The organism is Metabacillus indicus (genome assembly GCF_046603695.1).
Classification (GTDB): Bacteria; Bacillota; Bacilli; order Bacillales; family Bacillaceae; genus Bacillus_P; species Bacillus_P indicus.
The window spans coordinates 3,038,860-3,057,855 of sequence record NZ_CP176757.1 but is presented as its reverse complement, the minus strand read 5'-3'; the positions used below and the strand labels follow the sequence as shown (position 1 = coordinate 3,057,855).

At 45.2% G+C, this 18,996-nt stretch carries 17 protein-coding genes; all 17 read left to right on the top strand.

Annotation, left to right across the window (positions count from 1 at the left end):
* The first annotated feature begins 93 nt into the window (after positions 1-93).
* The 17 genes from icd (at position 94) to dnaI (ending at position 18,904) form a co-directional block, all read left to right on the top strand.
* Positions 94-1,362, top strand: a complete 1,269-nt coding sequence (icd, locus tag ACK1LH_RS15705) for an NADP-dependent isocitrate dehydrogenase (RefSeq protein WP_029279157.1) — start codon at positions 94-96, stop codon at positions 1,360-1,362.
* 79 nt (positions 1,363-1,441) lie between these two features.
* Entirely contained in the window at positions 1,442-2,380 is a 939-nt protein-coding gene (gene mdh / locus ACK1LH_RS15700; RefSeq protein WP_029566844.1) for a malate dehydrogenase, read from the top strand.
* Positions 2,381-2,467: 87 nt separating this feature from the next.
* A complete protein-coding gene (locus ACK1LH_RS15695; RefSeq protein ID WP_411335107.1) occupies positions 2,468-2,941 on the top strand; it encodes a MaoC/PaaZ C-terminal domain-containing protein in 474 nt (157 codons plus the stop codon).
* A gap of 216 nt (positions 2,942-3,157) precedes the next feature.
* A complete protein-coding gene (locus tag ACK1LH_RS15690) occupies positions 3,158-3,877 on the top strand; it encodes a response regulator transcription factor (RefSeq protein ID WP_029279163.1) in 720 nt (239 codons plus the stop codon).
* A complete protein-coding gene (pnpS, locus tag ACK1LH_RS15685; protein WP_203288363.1) occupies positions 3,870-5,630 on the top strand; it encodes a two-component system histidine kinase PnpS in 1,761 nt (586 codons plus the stop codon). The genes ACK1LH_RS15690 and pnpS overlap by 8 nt, the downstream gene beginning before the upstream one ends.
* A 200-nt stretch (positions 5,631-5,830) precedes the next feature.
* A complete protein-coding gene (gene hflK, locus ACK1LH_RS15680; protein WP_029279167.1) occupies positions 5,831-6,808 on the top strand; it encodes an FtsH protease activity modulator HflK in 978 nt (325 codons plus the stop codon).
* Entirely contained in the window at positions 6,798-7,733 is a 936-nt protein-coding gene (gene hflC, locus ACK1LH_RS15675; RefSeq protein WP_029279169.1) for a protease modulator HflC, read from the top strand. Before hflK ends, hflC begins: the two co-directional genes overlap by 11 nt.
* A 101-nt stretch (positions 7,734-7,834) precedes the next feature.
* Positions 7,835-10,465 (top strand): DNA polymerase I, encoded by a 2,631-nt coding sequence (gene polA / locus ACK1LH_RS15670; protein ID WP_411333557.1) that lies wholly within the window; start codon positions 7,835-7,837, stop codon positions 10,463-10,465.
* Positions 10,466-10,477: 12 nt separating this feature from the next.
* A complete protein-coding gene (gene mutM / locus ACK1LH_RS15665; protein WP_411333556.1) occupies positions 10,478-11,302 on the top strand; it encodes a DNA-formamidopyrimidine glycosylase in 825 nt (274 codons plus the stop codon).
* Between the two features lie 61 nt (positions 11,303-11,363).
* The gene (gene ytaF / locus ACK1LH_RS15660; RefSeq protein WP_029279173.1) at positions 11,364-11,999 is read left to right on the top strand and encodes a sporulation membrane protein YtaF; all 636 of its coding nucleotides are present in this window, start codon (positions 11,364-11,366) and stop codon (positions 11,997-11,999) included.
* Between the two features lie 17 nt (positions 12,000-12,016).
* Entirely contained in the window at positions 12,017-12,622 is a 606-nt protein-coding gene (coaE, locus tag ACK1LH_RS15655) for a dephospho-CoA kinase (RefSeq protein ID WP_029279175.1), read from the top strand.
* 127 nt (positions 12,623-12,749) lie between these two features.
* Positions 12,750-13,772 (top strand): glyceraldehyde-3-phosphate dehydrogenase, encoded by a 1,023-nt coding sequence (locus ACK1LH_RS15650; RefSeq protein WP_029279177.1) that lies wholly within the window; start codon positions 12,750-12,752, stop codon positions 13,770-13,772.
* 1,224 nt (positions 13,773-14,996) lie between these two features.
* The gene (gene speD / locus ACK1LH_RS15645) at positions 14,997-15,377 is read left to right on the top strand and encodes an adenosylmethionine decarboxylase (RefSeq protein WP_029279179.1); all 381 of its coding nucleotides are present in this window, start codon (positions 14,997-14,999) and stop codon (positions 15,375-15,377) included.
* A gap of 116 nt (positions 15,378-15,493) precedes the next feature.
* Entirely contained in the window at positions 15,494-15,892 is a 399-nt protein-coding gene (locus ACK1LH_RS15640; protein ID WP_029279181.1) for a hypothetical protein, read from the top strand.
* Positions 15,893-16,006: 114 nt separating this feature from the next.
* Complete coding sequence (gene nrdR / locus ACK1LH_RS15635) at positions 16,007-16,465, top strand: transcriptional regulator NrdR (protein ID WP_029279183.1); 459 nt, start codon at positions 16,007-16,009, stop codon at positions 16,463-16,465.
* Positions 16,466-16,549: 84 nt separating this feature from the next.
* Positions 16,550-17,947, top strand: coding sequence for a replication initiation and membrane attachment family protein (locus ACK1LH_RS15630; RefSeq protein WP_029279185.1), 1,398 nt, complete (start codon positions 16,550-16,552; stop codon positions 17,945-17,947).
* Positions 17,948-17,968: 21 nt separating this feature from the next.
* Positions 17,969-18,904 carry a primosomal protein DnaI gene (gene dnaI / locus ACK1LH_RS15625; protein ID WP_029279187.1) on the top strand — a complete coding sequence of 312 codons (936 nt, stop codon included), beginning with the start codon at positions 17,969-17,971 and terminating at the stop codon, positions 18,902-18,904.
* The last annotated feature ends 92 nt before the right edge of the window (positions 18,905-18,996 follow it).

Genomic DNA, 18,996 nt, shown 5'->3' with positions numbered 1-18,996 from the left:
CGGACGAGGCAGTATCGGCATACGCTGATGCTGCCTGTCCCTGCGCATTTTTCCAAAAAACAAATTTCACTTACATAACAGGAGGTAACTACAATGACACAAGGACAAAAAATCACAGTTACAGACGGAGTACTTAACGTACCAAACGATCCGATTATTCCATTTATCGAAGGAGACGGCATTGGTCCTGATATCTGGGCTGCAGCTTCACGCGTACTTGAAGCAGCTGTTGACAAAGCATACAATGGCGAAAAGAAAATCGTTTGGAAAGAAGTGCTTGCAGGAGAAAAAGCATTCAATCAGACTGGCGAGTGGCTTCCTGAAGAAACGCTTGATATGATCCGCGAGTATTTCATCGCAATCAAAGGACCTTTAACAACTCCTGTAGGCGGCGGAATCCGTTCACTGAACGTTGCTCTTCGCCAGGAGCTTGATCTTTTCACATGCCTGCGTCCAGTACGCTACTTCAACGGTGTTCCGTCTCCAATCAAACGCCCTGAAGATACAGACATGGTGATCTTCCGTGAAAATACAGAAGATATCTATGCCGGCATTGAGTATGCAAAAGGATCTGAAGAAGTTGAAAAGCTGATTGCTTTCCTTAAAAATGAAATGGGTGTAAACAAAATCCGTTTCCCTGAGACTTCAGGAATCGGCATCAAGCCTGTATCAGAAGAAGGCACACAGCGTCTTGTGCGTGCTGCCATCAACTATGCAATCAAAGAAGGCCGCAAGTCCGTAACACTTGTTCACAAAGGCAACATCATGAAATACACAGAAGGAGCCTTCAAAAACTGGGGCTACGAGCTTGCTGAAAAAGAATTCGGAGATCAAGTATTCACTTGGGCTGAATATGACCGCATCGTTGAGAAAGACGGCAAAGACGCTGCAAACAAGGCTCAGCAGGAAGCTGAAGATGCAGGCAAAATCATCGTTAAAGATTCCATTGCTGATATCTTCCTTCAGCAGATCCTTACACGTCCGCGCGAGTTTGACGTAGTTGCTACGATGAACCTGAACGGTGACTACATCTCAGATGCTCTTGCTGCGCAAGTCGGCGGAATTGGAATCGCTCCTGGAGCAAATATTAACTATGAAACTGGACATGCTATTTTCGAAGCGACTCATGGAACTGCTCCTAAATATGCAGGTCTTGATAAAGTAAATCCATCTTCTGTTATTCTCTCAGGTGTCCTTATGCTTGAGCACTTAGGCTGGAATGAGGCAGCTAAGCTTGTTGTAGAAGCAATGGAGAAATCCATCTCTGAGAAAGTTGTCACTTACGACTTTGCCCGTTTGATGGACGGCGCTAAAGAAGTGAAATGCTCTGAGTTCGGAGATGCTTTAATCAGCAAAATGTAAGATCTTCTTCATCAACAATACACAGAGCTGTTTTTCACTTTTGGAAAACAGCTCTGTTATGCTAAAGGGGATGTTTTTAATGGGCATGAAGCGTAAAAAAGTTTCCGTAATCGGCGCAGGTTTCACAGGAGCAACCACTGCATTTTTGTTAGCTCAAAAAGAACTGTCTGATGTCGTGATTGTTGATATTCCGCAGCAGGAAAATCCGACTAAAGGAAAAGCTTTGGACATGCTTGAGGCAAGTCCTGTTCAGGGATTTGACGCTCAGATTACAGGGACCAGCGACTATGCTGATACAGCTGATTCTGATCTTGTCATCATTACAGCAGGCATTGCGAGAAAACCGGGAATGAGCCGCGACGACCTTGTTCAGACGAACCAGAAAATCATGAAAAGCGTGACAAAGGAGATTGTGAAGTATTCGCCGGATGCGGTCATTCTAGTTTTGACCAATCCGGTCGATGCCATGACCTACACGGTTTTCAAAGAGTCAGGTTTCCCTAAACACCGCGTCATCGGCCAGTCAGGTGTTCTCGACACTGCGCGCTTCCGCACATTTGCGGCACAGGAGCTGAATCTGTCGGTAAAAGATGTGACTGGATTTGTTCTTGGCGGACACGGTGATGACATGGTTCCTCTGGTGAGATATTCGTATGCCGGCGGAATTCCGCTTGAAACGCTGATCCCTAAAGACCGCCTGGAAGCAATTGTTGAGAGAACACGCAAAGGCGGCGGTGAGATTGTCAATCTTCTTGGAAACGGAAGTGCGTATTATGCACCGGCTGCTTCACTGGCAGAAATGGCAGAAGCTATTCTTAAAGATCAGCGCCGTGTGATTCCTGCTATCGTTTACTTAGAAGGAGAATACGGGTTCGAAGGGATCTACCTTGGAGTTCCTGTCATTCTTGGCGGAAACGGGCTTGAGCAGATTATCGAGCTCGACTTGAATGATGATGAAAAAGAAGCATTATCAAGGTCTGCTGACTCGGTCAAAAGTGTCATGAAGGTTCTTTCTTAATCGCTGCCGGGGCTGGAGAATACTCTCCAGTCCCTTTTATCAAGTGTTTTGTAAACGTTTTCAATAGATTGGAGGACGACGATAATGCTGCTTGGAAAAAAAAGAAAACTTGGAAGACAGATAGATGAAATCACGGTTGGAGAGAAATTAACGCTGACCGAAAAAATTGAAGATAAAGACCTGCTGCTCTATCTTGGACTGACAAATGATTCTAATCCGCTCTATATTCAGCATGATTATGCATCATTCACGCCTTATGAAAAGCCGATTGTCCCAAGCATCATGCTGACTGGCATAATAACATCTGCTATATCCAAATATATGCCTGGACCGGGAAGCCACATTCTCAGTCAAAACCTTGAATTTGTCCGGGCAGTCTATCACTACAGCATGATTCAGTTCCTGTTTGAGGTGACCCAAGTGAATGCGTCCGAAAATACTGTCCTTCTCAAGGTACATGCACATAATGACAAAGATGAGACCGTCATTCAGGGAACATTAACAGTTGCGCCTCCTGCAGCAATTGCCTCTATGGATGGCAGTGCTCTTGAAAATTTTTAATCCAATGCCGGCTCCTGTACAGGGTGCCGGCATTTTACTGTCCGTCACTGGAATGCCTTTTCCTGTTTTGGCTATTCTAATAGAGAAAGACAGCGTGCTGAAAGGATCATTTGAAAGAAAACATTTGTTCATTTGAATCTATCCTCTATAATGGAAGTATAAAAGAGAGAAAACACGTTGGATTGCTAGGGGAATACTATTTGGTGGAGGCTTTATATGAGTAAGAAAATTCTGGTCGTAGATGATGAGCAATCAATCCTGACTCTGCTGCAGTACAATCTGGTTCAGGCAGGGTATGAGGTAATAACCGCTATAGATGGAGAAGACGGGCTTGAAAAGGGTTTGAATGAGTCCCCTGACCTAATGGTTCTTGATCTTATGCTGCCTAAGATGGACGGGATCGAAGTGTGCAAGCAGCTTAGACAGAAGAAAATCATGGTGCCGATTCTCATGCTGACGGCTAAAGATGATGAGTTTGATAAGGTGCTTGGCCTTGAGCTTGGCGCTGATGATTATATGACAAAGCCTTTCAGTCCAAGAGAAGTTGTGGCAAGGGTGAAAGCCATTTTAAGAAGAACGCAGACATCTTCTGAATCTGAAGAAAAAGAATTGGATACATCTGAGAGAATCCTGATAGGCGATTTGAGAATTCTCCCTGAACATTATGAAGCCTATTACGGCGATGAACGCCTTGAGCTTACCCCTAAGGAATTTGAATTGCTTGTATACCTTGCCCGTCACAAAGGAAGAGTACTGACGCGCGACCAGCTTTTGAGTGCAGTATGGAACTACGATTTTGCAGGGGATACACGGATCGTGGATGTCCACATTAGCCACTTAAGGGAAAAAATAGAACGCAATACGAAAAAACCGCTTTATATTAAAACTATAAGGGGACTCGGCTACAAGCTTGAGGAGCCTAGGCTGGATGAATAGATTCCGGTCACGCCTTATTTTTGCCCTTATTACACTGATCATTGCCGTACTGATCGGCCTCGGGCTTTTGCTTGGGCAAATTTTCGGCAGCTATTATATGAGTTCTTTTCAGGAGCGCATGAAAGAGGAAGCAAAAATTACTGAGCTTCTGGTAAAGGAAAAGGGACTGTCATCTTCTGAGATGAACTCCTTCCTGAACCGCTACAGCAAAGCGATTAAGGCTCATATCACCATTTATGACAGAAACGGGAATGTTCTGCATGATGCCGGCCCTTTTAAACAGGATCACGATTCTATTTCAAAAGAGATTCTTCTAAAGCACCGGAATACAAATAAAGGCTTCAAACTAAATATACAAAATGACAAACTGTATTTTTACGGTCTTCCTTATTTGGAAAACAACGAAAAGCGGGGGTATATCGTCCTCAGCTCTACGGAATCGTCTTTAAAGAAAATCAACCAGCAGATCTGGGGATTGCTGATTGCGAGTCTTGGAATGGCCCTCCTTGTCATTCTGCTGCTTGCTGTCAGAATTACATCGCGCTACACAAGGCCGATTGAATCGGCGACAAATGTTGCGATGGAGCTTGCAAAAGGAAATTATAAAGCAAGAACCTATGAAGATCATCTGGATGAAACGGGCATGCTCAGCCAGTCTATTAATGTTCTTGCCAGAAATCTTCAGGATATGAACCGTGCACAGGAAATGCAGCAGGACAGGCTGCAGACGCTGATTGAAAATATGGGCAGCGGTCTGATCCTGATTGACGGAAGAGGCTACATTAACCTGGTAAACCGGGCATACAAAGAGCTCTTTCACATTAAATCAACGGACTTCCTGTACAAGCTTTATTATGAAGCGTTTGAACACCGGGAGATTGTTGATTTGGTCGAGCATATCTTCATGACTGAAATCAAAGCAAGAAAACAGCTGCATCTCCCTCTGAAAATTGAGCGCAGGCATTTTGAAGTGTACGGTGCCCCGATTATAGGCACAAACGATGAATGGAAAGGCATTGTGCTTGTTTTCCATGATATCACTGAGCTGAAAAAGCTCGAACAGATGAGAAAAGACTTTGTTGCGAACGTATCACATGAGCTCAAAACACCGATTACATCAATTAAAGGGTTTACGGAAACGCTGCTTGACGGAGCACTTGAAGACAGGGAGACGCTGGAGTACTTTCTCTCAATCATCTTGAAAGAAAGCGACCGTCTACAAACGCTTATTCAGGATCTGCTTGACCTTTCCAAAATAGAACAGCAGGGCTTTAAGCTGAACCTTCAGCACTGCAATGCGAAGGAAGTTCTCGAAGAGGTCATCATTATCCTGAGAAGCAAAGCAGAAGAAAAAGAAATCGGGCTGTCACTTGCTATGCCTGAAGAAGGACTTCACATTTACGGGGATGTATACCGCCTGAAGCAGATTTTCATTAACCTGATCAGTAATGCATTGAACTATACACCCAAGGGCGGCAAAGTAAATGTGATTCTTAAAGACGGCGGTGACCAGGCGGTATTTATCGTGAGTGATACGGGAATCGGCATTGAAAAAGAAGAAATTCCAAGGATTTTTGAACGTTTTTACAGAGTGGACAAAGCGAGAAGCCGGAATTCAGGCGGAACGGGGCTCGGGCTTGCCATTGTCAAGCATCTGGTGGAAGCGCACAAAGGACGGATTTATGTGAGCAGCACCGTTGGGGAAGGAACTGCGTTTACCGTTAAACTGAATAAAAACCAAATTGACGGCTAGTTTACAATATATTTACATCACATTTATTCCTGCTTAATAAAATGCTGATAATATACTAAGTGAAAACCCCTTCATCCAAGGAGCCAATCTTTTGGACGAGAACATCCCTGTTCTCGTCCCTTTTTTTGTCTTCAAAAAAAGATGAAACCTTTTCATGGAAAGAACGTAAATATTTGTGAAGAGAAAAAGGGGGCGGAGAAATGATCAGCATCAGGCGCATTTACACGATCATAGGAGCAGTGCTGCTGGCTGCAGTGCTTTTGATCGTTGCATTTACTACATGGTATACGGTCGATGAATCCGATCAAGCGGTTATCATCACATTTGGTGAAGTAGAAGAAGGCATCAGTGAGCCCGGTCTTCACTTCAAAATGCCATGGCCAATTCAGTCCGTTGAAAAGCTGTCCAAAGAAACGTTCAGTCTTAAGTTCGGCTATTCAGAAGAAAACGGCGAAGTAAAATCCTTTCCAAAGGACACGAAAATGATTACAGGGGATGAAAATATCGTTCTCGCAGATATGGTTGTGCAGTGGAAAATTACCGATCCTGAAAAGTACTTATTTAACTCGGAAGATCCAGAGGAAATCCTGTATGACGCCACATCGGCTTCCCTGCGAAGCATTATCGGCAGCTCTGAAATTGACGATGCTCTCACATCCGGAAAAGTGGAAATCGAGGAAAATGTTCAGGAACTGCTGATTTCCCTGATGGAGAAGTATGATATCGGCATCTCGGTTCTGGCCGTGAAACTTCAGGATGTAGACCTTCCGAATGATGAGGTAAGAAAAGCCTTCACGGACGTAACAAGCGCGCGTGAAACGATGAATACGAAAATTAATGAAGCAAAAAAATACTCAAATCAGCGAACGCGGGAGGCTGAAGGGGAAGAGGATGCACTCATCTCAAAAGCAGAAGCTGACAAAACGGCAAGAATTGAAAAAGCCCGCGGAGAAGTAGCTAATTTCAACGCTGTTCTAAGCGAGTATGAAAAAGCCGAGGGCATAACAGAGAAGCGTCTCATTCTTGAAACGATCGATCAGGTGCTTCCAGGAGCCACGATCTATTTTATGAAAGATGACGGCAGCACAATGAAATATCTCCCTATTAGCGAACTGCAGAAGAAGAAGGAAGAGCCAAAACCTGAAACTGAGGAAGGAAGTGAAAAGAATGGCCAATGACAACTTGGTGGACATGAGTGAAAAGCGCGGAGATTCCGGAGGGTACAGCAAATATATAAAGACGGGACTCTGGCTTTTACTCACCCTTGCTGCAGCGATTGTTCTTTTCACAAACATGTTTGTTGTAAAAGAAAATGAATATAAAGTAGTCCGCCAGTTTGGCGAGGTTGTCAGAATCATAGAAAAGCCGGGGCTGCACTTGAAAGTTCCTTTTGTCCAGTCGGTCTCATCAATTCCGAAATACCAGATGACATATGATGTTGAAGAAGCGGAAATCAATACGAAAGACAAAAAAAGAATCCTGATTGATAATTTTGCTGTCTGGAAAGTAGACGACCCGAAGAAAATGATTGCCAACGCGAGAACGCTCGTGAACGCTGAAACAAAAATGGCTGAGTTCACTTTTTCCACCGTCCGTTCAGAGCTTGGCCGGCTCAACTATGATGAAATCATTAACGATGAAAAATCATCAAGAGGCAGCATTAACGATAAAGTAACGGAAATTGTGAATGCGCTTTTGGAAAAGGACGGATACGGCATTACAGTCACAGATGTCAGAATTAAACGTACCGACCTGCCTGAGGACAATGAAGCTTCTGTTTATACCCGCATGATCTCTGAAAGACAGTCAACGGCCCAGGATTATTTGTCCCAGGGTGATGCTAAGAAAAACAGCGCCATCGCGGCAACCGACCGGACTGTAAAGGAAATGCTGGCTAAGGCAGCAGCCAACGCAGATGTTATCAGAAGTCAGGGGGAACAGGAAGCGGGGAGAATCTACAACAGCTCCTATTCTAAAAACCCGGAATTCTATGAATTGTACAGAACACTTGAATCCTACAAAAAGACCATCGACGAAGAAACGGTCATTATCATGCCGTTTGACTCTGACTATGCCAAAACATTGCTGGGCGGAACTGACTAACAGCGTCCTGTCCCCTGATTTTCATTCTGTCTGCCTGTCATGGTAGAATAGAGAAAGAAAATCAGGGGATTTTTTATATCCTTGTACAGGGAGGTTTACCTATGCCGAAAAAACTCGTGCTGATCGACGGGAACAGCATTGCCTACCGGGCTTTTTTTGCCCTTCCGCTGCTGAACAATGACAAAGGTGTACATACAAACGCTATTTACGGATTTACCATGATCCTTATGAAAATACTTGAAGATGAAAAGCCGTCTCACATGCTGGTTGCTTTTGATGCGGGAAAAACGACCTTCAGGCATGAAACGTTCAAGGAATACAAGGGCGGCCGGCAGAAGACGCCGCCTGAGCTGTCGGAGCAATTTCCGTTCATCAGGGAACTGCTTGATGCCTACAGCATTTCACGGTATGAGCTACCGAATTATGAAGCGGATGATATTATCGGAACTCTGTCAAGACAAGCCGAAAAAGACGGCTTTGAAGTGAAAGTCATATCCGGGGATAAAGATTTGACACAGCTTGTCTCAGAACACATCACCGTTGACATTACAAGAAAAGGAATAACAGATGTTGATTCCTATACGCCTCAATTTGTCATGGAGAAATACGGCCTGTCTCCTTCGCAGATAATCGATATGAAAGGTCTTATGGGAGACAGTTCAGACAATATTCCGGGTGTTCCGGGCGTCGGAGAAAAAACGGCCATCAAACTTCTGAAGGAACATGAAACCCTTGAAGGGCTCTATGAATCTTTAGACAAGGTCACGGCCAAAAAATTAAAGGAAAAGCTTGAAGAAAACAAAGAACAGGCGATCATGAGCAAAGAGCTTGCAACCATCAACTGTGCGGCGCCGCTTGAAATTACCTTGTCTGAAGCAGAGTATAAGGGCTTTGAGGCTAAGACCGTAGCGGGTATTTACAAAGAGCTCGGCTTCAATTCTCTCCTGGACAAGCTGGGAGCGGACACAGAAGAAGATCTTGAGCCTATTGAAGATGTTCAATTTGAAATGCTGGTCGAAATTGCGGAGGAGCACCTGGCTGATGAATCCGTCCTGATTGTAGAAGTGCTTGATGACAATTATCACAGCAGCAGCATCATCGGACTTGCTGTGATCAATGAAAATGGCAGCTACTATGTGCCGGCAGAGCTTGCCGTAAAATCCGAGGCATTCAAAAAATGGGCGGCAGACGGGACGAAACGAAAAACGGTTTATGATGCCAAACAATCCATCGTTGCTCTTCACTGGCAGGGTATTGAGCTGAATGCAGTTGAGTTCGACGTATTGCTTGCTGCCTATATCCTGGACCCTTCACAGTCGTTTGCGGATGCAGCAGGAGTGGTCCGCCACAGCGGCATTCACCTCGTTCAGTCCGATGAAACGGTTTACGGCAAGGGGGCAAAACGCGCCATTCCGGAAACGGAAAAGCTTGCTGAACACCTTGTAAGAAAAGGTCTTGCCTTAAAGGCTGTTAAAGAAAAGCTTCAGCTCCAACTTGAAGAAAATGAACAGCTTGAGCTTTATCTCCATCTTGAAATGCCGCTTTCCATTATTCTTGCGGAAATGGAAGCAACAGGTGTGAGCGTGGATATCGAACGTCTGGAGGAGATGGGACGGCAGCTGACAGACCGTCTGATGACCCTCGAAGAAACCATTCACCGCCTTGCAGGCGAGGCGTTTAATATCAATTCGCCAAAGCAGCTGGGCTCCATTCTCTTTGACAAGCTTGGGCTGCCCGCTGCTAAGAAAACAAAGACAGGATATTCCACGTCTGCAGACGTGCTTGAAAAGCTTGCAGGCAAGCATGAAATCGTGCAGGAAATCCTTCATTACCGCCAGCTCGGCAAACTTCAGTCCACTTATATCGAGGGACTTTTGAAAGTCGTCCACAAGGACACAAGGAAGGTGCATACAAGATATGTACAGACGCTAACCCAGACAGGCCGTCTGAGCTCGACAGACCCGAATCTGCAGAACATCCCGATCCGCCTTGAAGAAGGACGCAAAATCCGTCAGGCCTTTGTCCCTTCTGAAAAAGACTGGGTCATGTTTGCAGCCGATTATTCGCAGATTGAACTTCGGGTTCTTGCCCACATTGCAGGTGATAGAAATCTGATTGAGGCCTTCCGAAATGACCTTGATATTCATACAAAAACAGCGATGGACGTTTTCGGCGTTGAAGCGGATGCCGTTACTTCGAATATGAGAAGGCAGGCAAAGGCCGTTAACTTTGGTATCGTATATGGCATCAGCGACTATGGCCTTTCTCAAAGTCTGAACATTACCCGAAAAGAGGCGGGAGAGTTTATTAAACGCTACCTCGAAAGTTTCGACGGTGTCAAAGAGTATATGGAAGAGATCGTACAGGAAGCCAAGCAGAACGGATATGTCAAAACGCTTCTTCACCGGAGGCGCTACATACCTGAGATTACGAGCAGGAATTTTAATGTGCGAAGCTTTGCAGAGAGAACGGCGATGAATACCCCAATCCAGGGAAGTGCGGCCGATATCATCAAAAAAGCCATGATTGATATGGCTGCAAAGCTGAAAGAGGAAAAACTTCAAACACGTCTATTGCTTCAGGTGCACGATGAATTGATTTTTGAGGCGCCGAAAGAAGAAATACCGGTACTTGAAAAGCTTGTTCCTCAAGTGATGGAACACGCGGTTGAACTGAAAGTGCCTCTTAAAGTGGACTATTCTTATGGTTCATCCTGGTACGACGCAAAATAAGGAAGTGAAAATATGCCTGAACTGCCGGAGGTTGAAACCGTCAGACGGACGCTGATTGAATTAGTCAAAGGAAAAACAATAGAGGCCGTATATATCCACTGGCCCAAAATCATTAAAAAGCCGGAAGAAACGGTGCAGTTTCAGGATGCCGTTGCCGGCCAGACAATACAGGATGTCGGAAGACGGGGGAAATTTCTCAAATTCTATCTTGATGACTATGTCATTGTCTCCCATCTCAGGATGGAAGGGAAATACGGTCTGTTTCAGTCATCTGAACCCATCGACAAGCACACGCATGTCGTATTTAAAATGACGGATGGATCGGAGCTGAGGTATAAGGATGTCAGAAAGTTTGGCACTATGCACCTTTTCACGAAAGGTGAGGAAGAACTGCATATGCCCCTGTCCCATCTTGGACCGGAACCGTTCTCGGAAAGCTTTACCCCTGAATACCTGCAGGAAAAGCTGAAAAAGACGAACCGGAAAATCAAGGCTGTCCTCCTTGACCAGAAGGTGCTTGTAGGCCTTGGGAACATTTATGTAGATGAGGCGCTCTTCAGGTCCGGCATCCACCCTGAGCGTCCCGCAAACGGGCTCAGCGCAGAGGAAACAGCAAAGCTTCATCTGGAAATTGTGCGCACGCTGAGTGAAGCCGTTGAAAAAGGAGGAAGCACGGTCAGATCCTATGTGAATACACAAGGACAGATCGGCATGTTCCAGCTTCAGCTGTTTGTATACGGAAGAACGAATGAACCATGCAAGGTTTGCGGCGACCCCCTTATTAAGACAGTAGTTGGAGGAAGAGGAACCCATTACTGCAGCAGCTGCCAGAGTTAAGTGAACACCTCATAGGCCGATGTCATATACTACCGTAGCATTTGCGGAAGGGGCATGGTTTATGGTTGCAGCTGCATCACTTTTTTTATTGGCATTTGCAGTAAGTCTGGATAGCTTTTCAGTCGGTTTCACCTATGGATTAAGGAAAATGAGCATGCCGTTTAAGTCGGTCTTCATCATTGCCTGCTGTTCAGCAGTTACTTTGCTTCTTGCAATGGGGGCCGGTCACGCGCTTGCTTCAGTCCTTCCCCACAGTCTGACCGGAAAGCTCGGAGGCATTATCTTAATAGGAATTGGCGCATGGGTGCTTTATCAGTTTCTTCAGCCTGTCAGGGAAATGACAAAGGAAGAATCTGAAAAGACCCTGCTTAACCTTGAAATCAAGTCTTTTGGCATCGTCATTAACATTTTGAGCAGACCGGCTGCAGCAGATATAGATAAATCCGGCACAATTACAGGGGTTGAAGCCCTTCTGCTCGGATTTGCATTGTCGCTTGATGCGTTTGGAGCAGGAATAGGAGCGGCGCTTCTCGGCTATTCTCCTTTGGCGACAAGCGTGCTTGTGGCCGTTATGAGCTCTTTGTTTGTGATGTTCGGAATCAAATCCGGGCACCTCTTTTCAAGATTTGCCTGGATGGAAAAACTATCATTTCTTCCGGGAGTTCTGCTGATTATACTCGGAATCTGGAAGCTTTAGAAGCAGGGGGAAAAAAAGTGACGCTCTCAATTGGTTTAACAGGCGGAATTGCAAGCGGAAAAAGCACCGTATCAAACATGTTCAAAGAAGCAAACATCCCGGTTATAGATGCAGATATCATCGCAAGACAGGTCGTAGAACAAGGCGCGCCGGCATACCGGCTGATTGCAGAAGCATTTGGGAGCGGCATCCTTCAGGAAGACGGATCGATTGACCGCGAGAAGCTGGGAAGCATTATTTTTCAAAACGCAAACGAGCGGGAAAAACTGAATAGCATCGTTCATCCGGCAGTCAGAAAAGAAATGCTGCGGCAAAAAGAAGAGGCGGAAGCAAGCGGGGAGGCTGCCGTCGTTCTGGATATCCCGCTCTTGTTTGAAAGCAAGCTGACACACTTGGCGGATGTGACGCTGGTCGTATACGTGAATCCAGATGTGCAGCTGAGCAGATTGATGAGACGCAACGGCTTATCAGAAGAAGATGCAAAATGGAGAATCGCATCACAGCTCCCCCTGAATGAAAAGAAGGATCAGGCGGATGAAGTGATCGATAACAACGGAACGATCGAAGAAACAAAAAAACAGTTTCATACATTGCTTGAGAAATGGAACCTCGCTTCTAAATGAAGCCTGGTTTCATTTTTTTTTTTTGAAAAAAGAACATTTAATCATCCTATTTGGGCTTAAATGTGATATACTAATCGTGCGAATAAGCATATATTAGTATATCACATAATCCGAGAGGGGTAATGGTATGAAAGCGAAGATTGCCATTAACGGTTTTGGTCGAATTGGGAGAATGGTATTCAGAAAAGCAATCTTTGAAGAAAGCATGACGATTGTCGCCATCAACGCAAGCTATCCGGCTGAGACGCTGGCGCACATGATCAAATATGATACAAATCACGGGAAGTTCGAAGGGGAAGTGCTTCCTTTTGATGATTATTTGCTTGTTAACGGACAAAAGGTCCAATTACTTAACTTCAGAGATCCGAGGGATTTACCTTGGGGACTCATGGATATTGATATAGTTGTTGAAGCTACGGGTAAATTCAACGACGGTGAAAAAGCGATGTACCATGTACAGGCCGGTGCAAAAAAAGTCATCCTAACAGCACCGGGAAAAAATGAAGACATTACAGTTGTCATGGGCGTAAATGAAGAGGCTTACAACAATGAACAGCACGTCATCATTTCAAATGCATCATGCACAACAAACTGCCTGGCACCCGTTGTAAAAGTGCTCGATGAACAGTTTGGCATTGAAAATGGCCTCATGACAACCGTTCACGCATACACAAACGATCAGAAAAACATTGATAACCCGCACAAAGATCTGCGCAGAGCAAGAGCATGCGGCCAGTCGATAATCCCGACAACAACAGGAGCTGCAAAAGCGCTGTCACTCGTCCTGCCTCATCTTAAAGGCAAACTTCATGGCATGGCACTTAGAGTCCCGACTCCGAATGTCTCGCTCGTCGACCTCGTTGTCGATGTGAAAAGAGACGTGACAGTAGAAGAAGTGAGTGCTGCGTTCATGGATGCTGCAGACGGTGAGCTCCAGGGAATCCTGGATTTTACAACAGAGCCGCTAGTATCGATCGACTTTAACACCAATCCTCATTCCGCAATCATTGACGGCCTGTCCACCATCGTCATGGCAGACCGGAAAATCAAAGTGCTCGCATGGTATGACAACGAGTGGGGCTACTCATGCAGAGTCGTGGATCTCGTTCGATTTGTTGCTTCGAAAATGAAAAAGTTGTCGGCGGTATAAATAGATAAGTTGAAAAGGCAGCCTTTGGCTGTCTTTTCTTTGTGGTTCCAGCTTTTGGGTGTGGTGCAAACCAGCGAGAATTAGCAAACTAGTAATAACTCTGTACAAGGACTCCGTTAGGTTAGAACCCTCAAACAAAGAAAAATCTGGTTTGGTGGCACCAATCGGTCCGATAAGAACCCTCAAGCGGAGAAGAGTCCATTTTGATGGCACCAATCAGTGCGATAAGAACCCTCAAGCAGAGAAGAATCCATTTTGATGGCACCGATTCGTCCGATAAGAACCCTCAAGCAGAGAAGAATCAAGTTTGATGGCACCGATTCGTCCGATAAGAACCCTCAAGCGGAGAATAATCAGGTTTGATGGCACCAATCGGTCTGATAAGAACCCTCAAGCGGAGAAGAGTCCATTTTGATGGCACCGATTCGTCCGATAAGAACCCTCAAGCGGGGAAGAATCAGGTTTGATGGCACCAATCCGTCCGATAAGAACCCTCAAGCAGAGAAGAATCCATTTTGATGGCACCGATTCGTCCGATAAGAATTCTCAAGCAGAGAAGAATCAGATTTGGTGGTCCTATTCCGTCCGATAAGAATTCTCAAGCAGAGAAGAATCAGATTTGGTGGTCCTATTCCGTCCGATAAGAATCCTCAAGCAGAGAAGAATCAGATTTGATGGCACCAATCCGTCCGATAAGAACCCTCAAGCGGGGAAGAATCAGGTTTGATGGCACCAATCCGTCCGATAAGAACCCTCAAGCAGAGAAGAATCCATTTTGATGGCACCGATTCGTCCGATAAGAATCCTCAAGCAGAGATGAATCAGATTTGGTGGTCCTATTCCGTCCGATAAAAACCCTCAATCAAAAAAGAATCTGCCATAACGGCACAATTCTGCAAAGATCCTATCTGAACACAAACAGTTAACTCAATTATTTCCTCCCCCAAAAAACGAAATTTATCTCCGCTCAAAAAATAGTAAAACCCCCGGCAGCGTGGGCTATGAGCCCCTCTAAAGAAGAGATGCATCATTTTTTTAAAAAAAGTGTGTTGCAAAAACAAACTAAAGAAAGTATACTATTTTTCGTGAACTTCTTAATGAACGCGGCCTTGTGGCTACTTAAAGGGTTAGGACCTCTCTGGACTAACTTTCCCCCGTGGTAGTTCAACAATCCATTGCGAAGAACTTCATGTAAACTAAAATTCCTAAAGGGGGAACCATATAATGGAAACAATGGGACGTCACGTTATCTCTGAACTGTGGGGATGCGACTTTGATAAACTGAATGATATGGACTTTATTGAAAAAACGTTTGTAAATGCTGCACTGAAATCAGGTGCTGAAGTGCGCGAGGTAGCTTTTCATAAATTTGCTCCTCAAGGTGTGAGCGGAGTTGTTATCATCTCTGAGTCTCACTTAACGATTCACAGCTTCCCTGAACATGGATATGCAAGCATTGATGTATATACTTGCGGAGATTTAAACCCGAATGTTGCAGCAGACTATATTGCAGAGGCTCTTTGCGCACAAACACGCGAGAACATTGAGATCCCGCGCGGCATGGGTCCTGTACAAGTGAAACAGGCACAAGTAAAAGCTCTTTAATGATTACTCATTTTCATGTAAAATGAAAGAGGTGCAGCATGCACCTCTTTTTCTTATGCCATTACCTTTTACATACATACCTTTTATTCTAATTAGAAAAGGAGCCAAGCCTGACTATGAGCATTATGCATAAAATGAAAAGTTTCTTCTCTTCAGGACAGGAAACGTCTGAAAGTCACTACGATGAGGCATTGAGAAGCCACTATTATAAAACAACCGCCAAGAAGGCAATGGAAACCGTTCAGCAAACGCTCGGCAGAATGCCTGGAGCGAAAGTAACCTCCGTTTCCGAGGAGCACGGCGAAATCAGTCTTGCTTTTGAAAAACCTAAAAAAGCGCTGATGATTGTCACGGTCATATCTGTACGGCCTTACGAAACGGCCATCGATTTTAACGTTTCAACAGATTCAAAGCTCGGAACAGATTTCGGATTCAGCAAAAAGCTGATCAGTGAGGCATACGATAAGCTGAATAAGGATCTTCCGTTTATCGGCACTGGACTTTATCCAAAGTGATAACGGGTGCTTGCGAAGGAAAGTCCAGGCTTTTGGGAAAGATAGAAGAAAAGATTCGGCATCATGATCAGACTGTAACAAAAATCCCGATGCTTTTTGATTGGAGCTGGTTGTATGAAATGTCCTACATGTCATCATAATGGCACGAGAGTTCTGGACTCCCGTCCGGTTGATGAAGGAAAATCCATTCGGAGACGTCGTGAGTGCGAAGAGTGCCAGTACCGCTTCACTACGTTTGAAAAGGTAGAGGAGATTCCGCTCATCGTTGTCAAAAAAGAAGGGGTCCGGGAAGAATTCAGCAAAGATAAAATTCTTCGGGGTCTCATTAAAGCGTGTGAAAAGCGCCCTGTTCCTCTTCCTAAACTGGAGGAGATTGTGCAGGATATTGAAAAAGAACTCCGGAATCAGGGAATATCAGAAGTGAACAGCGACGACATTGGCGAAATGGTTATGGACAGGCTTGCCGGTGTGGATGAAGTGGCTTACGTCCGGTTTGCGTCCGTTTACCGCCAGTTTAAAGATATAAACGTATTTATTCAAGAACTATCAGAGCTGATCAAAAAGGTGAAATAAGAGCGCGCAGAACATGGTTTTGGGCTCTTTTTTCCTTTTCGCAGGCGTGCTGCGAGTTTCGGCCGATGAAACCGAGGGAATGCTATGGACAATCATTGGAAACAGTTACTTCCAGTAGACAGATATCTCGTTAAAATGAACGGGCTGCTGCAGGATTTTGACAGAAAAGTTCTGACGCTGCTTTATCAGCCTCTGCTTGGGGCAAAAAGCTATGCCCTCTATATGACACTCTGGTCAGAGCTTGAACAGGACCGGATCTGGAGCAGAGAAACGACGCATCATGGCTTGATGTCTCTTATGCAAAACAACCTGAGGGAGATCTATGAAGAACGGATAAAGCTTGAGGGCATAGGACTGCTTAAAACCTATCTGAAAGAAGAAGGAGATTCCAGACTCTACATCTATGAGCTTATGCCGCCTATCATGCCGGATGAGTTTTTTCAAGACGGGGTATTGAACATCTATCTGTATAACCGGATCGGAAAGTCAAAATACAGTCAGCTGAAAACCTATTTTTCAGACAGCAGCCTTCCGGAAAACTTGACCCAAGTGACGAAGCCGTTTAATGAGGTGTTTCAGTCCCTGCAGCCAACAGAAATGCACTCTTTCGCTTCAGGAGAAATGCAGGAATCGATGGTGCCTGAAGAAGGCCGGGACTTTCTTGGTTCCAAGGAGGGCAGCTCTCCCCATATGACGGACACTGTTTTTGATTTTGATCTGTTTTTCGCCGGGCTTTCAGAAGCTGTTATTCCAAGGAAATCCATCACGCCGAAAGTAAAAGAAACGATCAAGAAACTTTCTTATCTTTACGGCATTGGAGCCATGGAGATGAAGAATGTTGTGATGAACGCCATTGATGCGAATGAAGCCATTCAAATAGACGAACTCAGAAAGGCTGCAAGAGACTGGTATCAGTTTGAGCATGGAGAAAAGCTTCCTGCGCTTACTGAAAAAGTACAGCCTTCCCATCTCAGGTCAAAGCCTGCGGTTCAAGCTGAACTGTCACAGGAAGAATCGCTGATCAAACAGCTTGAGAGCATCTCGCCGAAGCAGTTTTTAAAGGACCTGGCAGACGGCATAGAGCCATCTGCTGCAGACCTGCAGATTGTTGAAGAAGTCATGTTTAAACAAAAGCTTCATCCGGGCGTTGTGAACGTCCTGATCTACTATGTCATGCTCAAAACCGACATGAAGCTCTCAAAGACGTATGTTCAGCGAATCGCGAGCCACTGGGCCCGGAAACAGGTGTCAACTGTAAAGGATGCGATGGACCTTGCAAAGCAGGAGCACAGAAAGTACCAGGACTGGGCTTCAAAGAAAACATCTTCCGGCAGAAAAATCGTCCGGAAAGAAACCCTGCCCGAGTATTTACAGCAAAGCGAAGAACGTGCAGTTCCAGCCGCAGAACAGGATGACGAAGCAACAGAGCTCGAACGGAAACGGCTTGAAGAAAAGCTCAGACAGTACAGGGAACAAAATTAATCTCAGGCGGAGGTGAACAAAATGGAATCCATCAACAAATCTCTTGGGCGTCTTTCAGGCCGGGAGGATTTTCAGAAGAGGCTGGGTGCCATGAAGGCTCAGATCATGCAAAATCCGGATATCCAGGAGTTTCTGCATGAAAACAGTTCTGAAGTGAATGAAGAAATGATCAACAGAAGCCTGATCAAACTCTATGAATACATTGGACAAAGCAAGCGCTGCGCCGACTGCCCGAGTCTCCGAGAATGCAAAAATCTAGTAGAAGGCTATCATCCGAAGCTCATCCTTCAGGGAAAAACCATTGACCTGAAATATGAGGTCTGCCCGACGAAAGAAGCGGATGACGAACGGAAAAAACAGCAGTCGCTCATCAAGTCCATGTTTATTCCCCGGGACGTTCTGAATGCAACCCTTGAAGACATCGACCTCAAGGAAGCAAGCAGGCTGAAGGTTGTGGACATGGCCCTCAGCTTCAGCAGGGACTATCAGGAGGGCAAGTACCGCAAAGGGCTGTACTTATACGGACCGTTCGGGATCGGCAAAACCTATATTCTCGGAGCGATTGCAAACGAACTGGCAAAGAAAAAGATTCCTTCCATGCTAGTGTATGTGCCGGAATTTTTCAGAGAATTAAAAAGCTCCATGCATGATCATTCGCTGGAAGAGAAGGTTGAGGCGGTTAAAAAGGTAAAGGTGCTTATGCTTGATGACATTGGCGCCGAGGCGATGTCAAGCTGGGTGCGCGATGATATTCTCGGGTCAATTCTCCAATACCGCATGCTTGAAAACCTTCCAACGTTTTTCACCTCCAATTTCAGCATGAAAGATCTTCAGTCGCATTTAAGCGTTACACAGCGGGGCGAAGAAGAGCCTGTAAAATCAGCGAGAATTATGGAGAGAATCAAGTATCTGGCAGAACCGTTCGAACTGAAAGGCCGCAACTGGCGCGAAAGATAGAAAAAGCAGTATACCGCAAATTCTGCGGCGTGCTGCTTTTTTTAGGTTTGTGATTCTAATTGTTCTTCTCTGGCCATATACATGGAATCAGG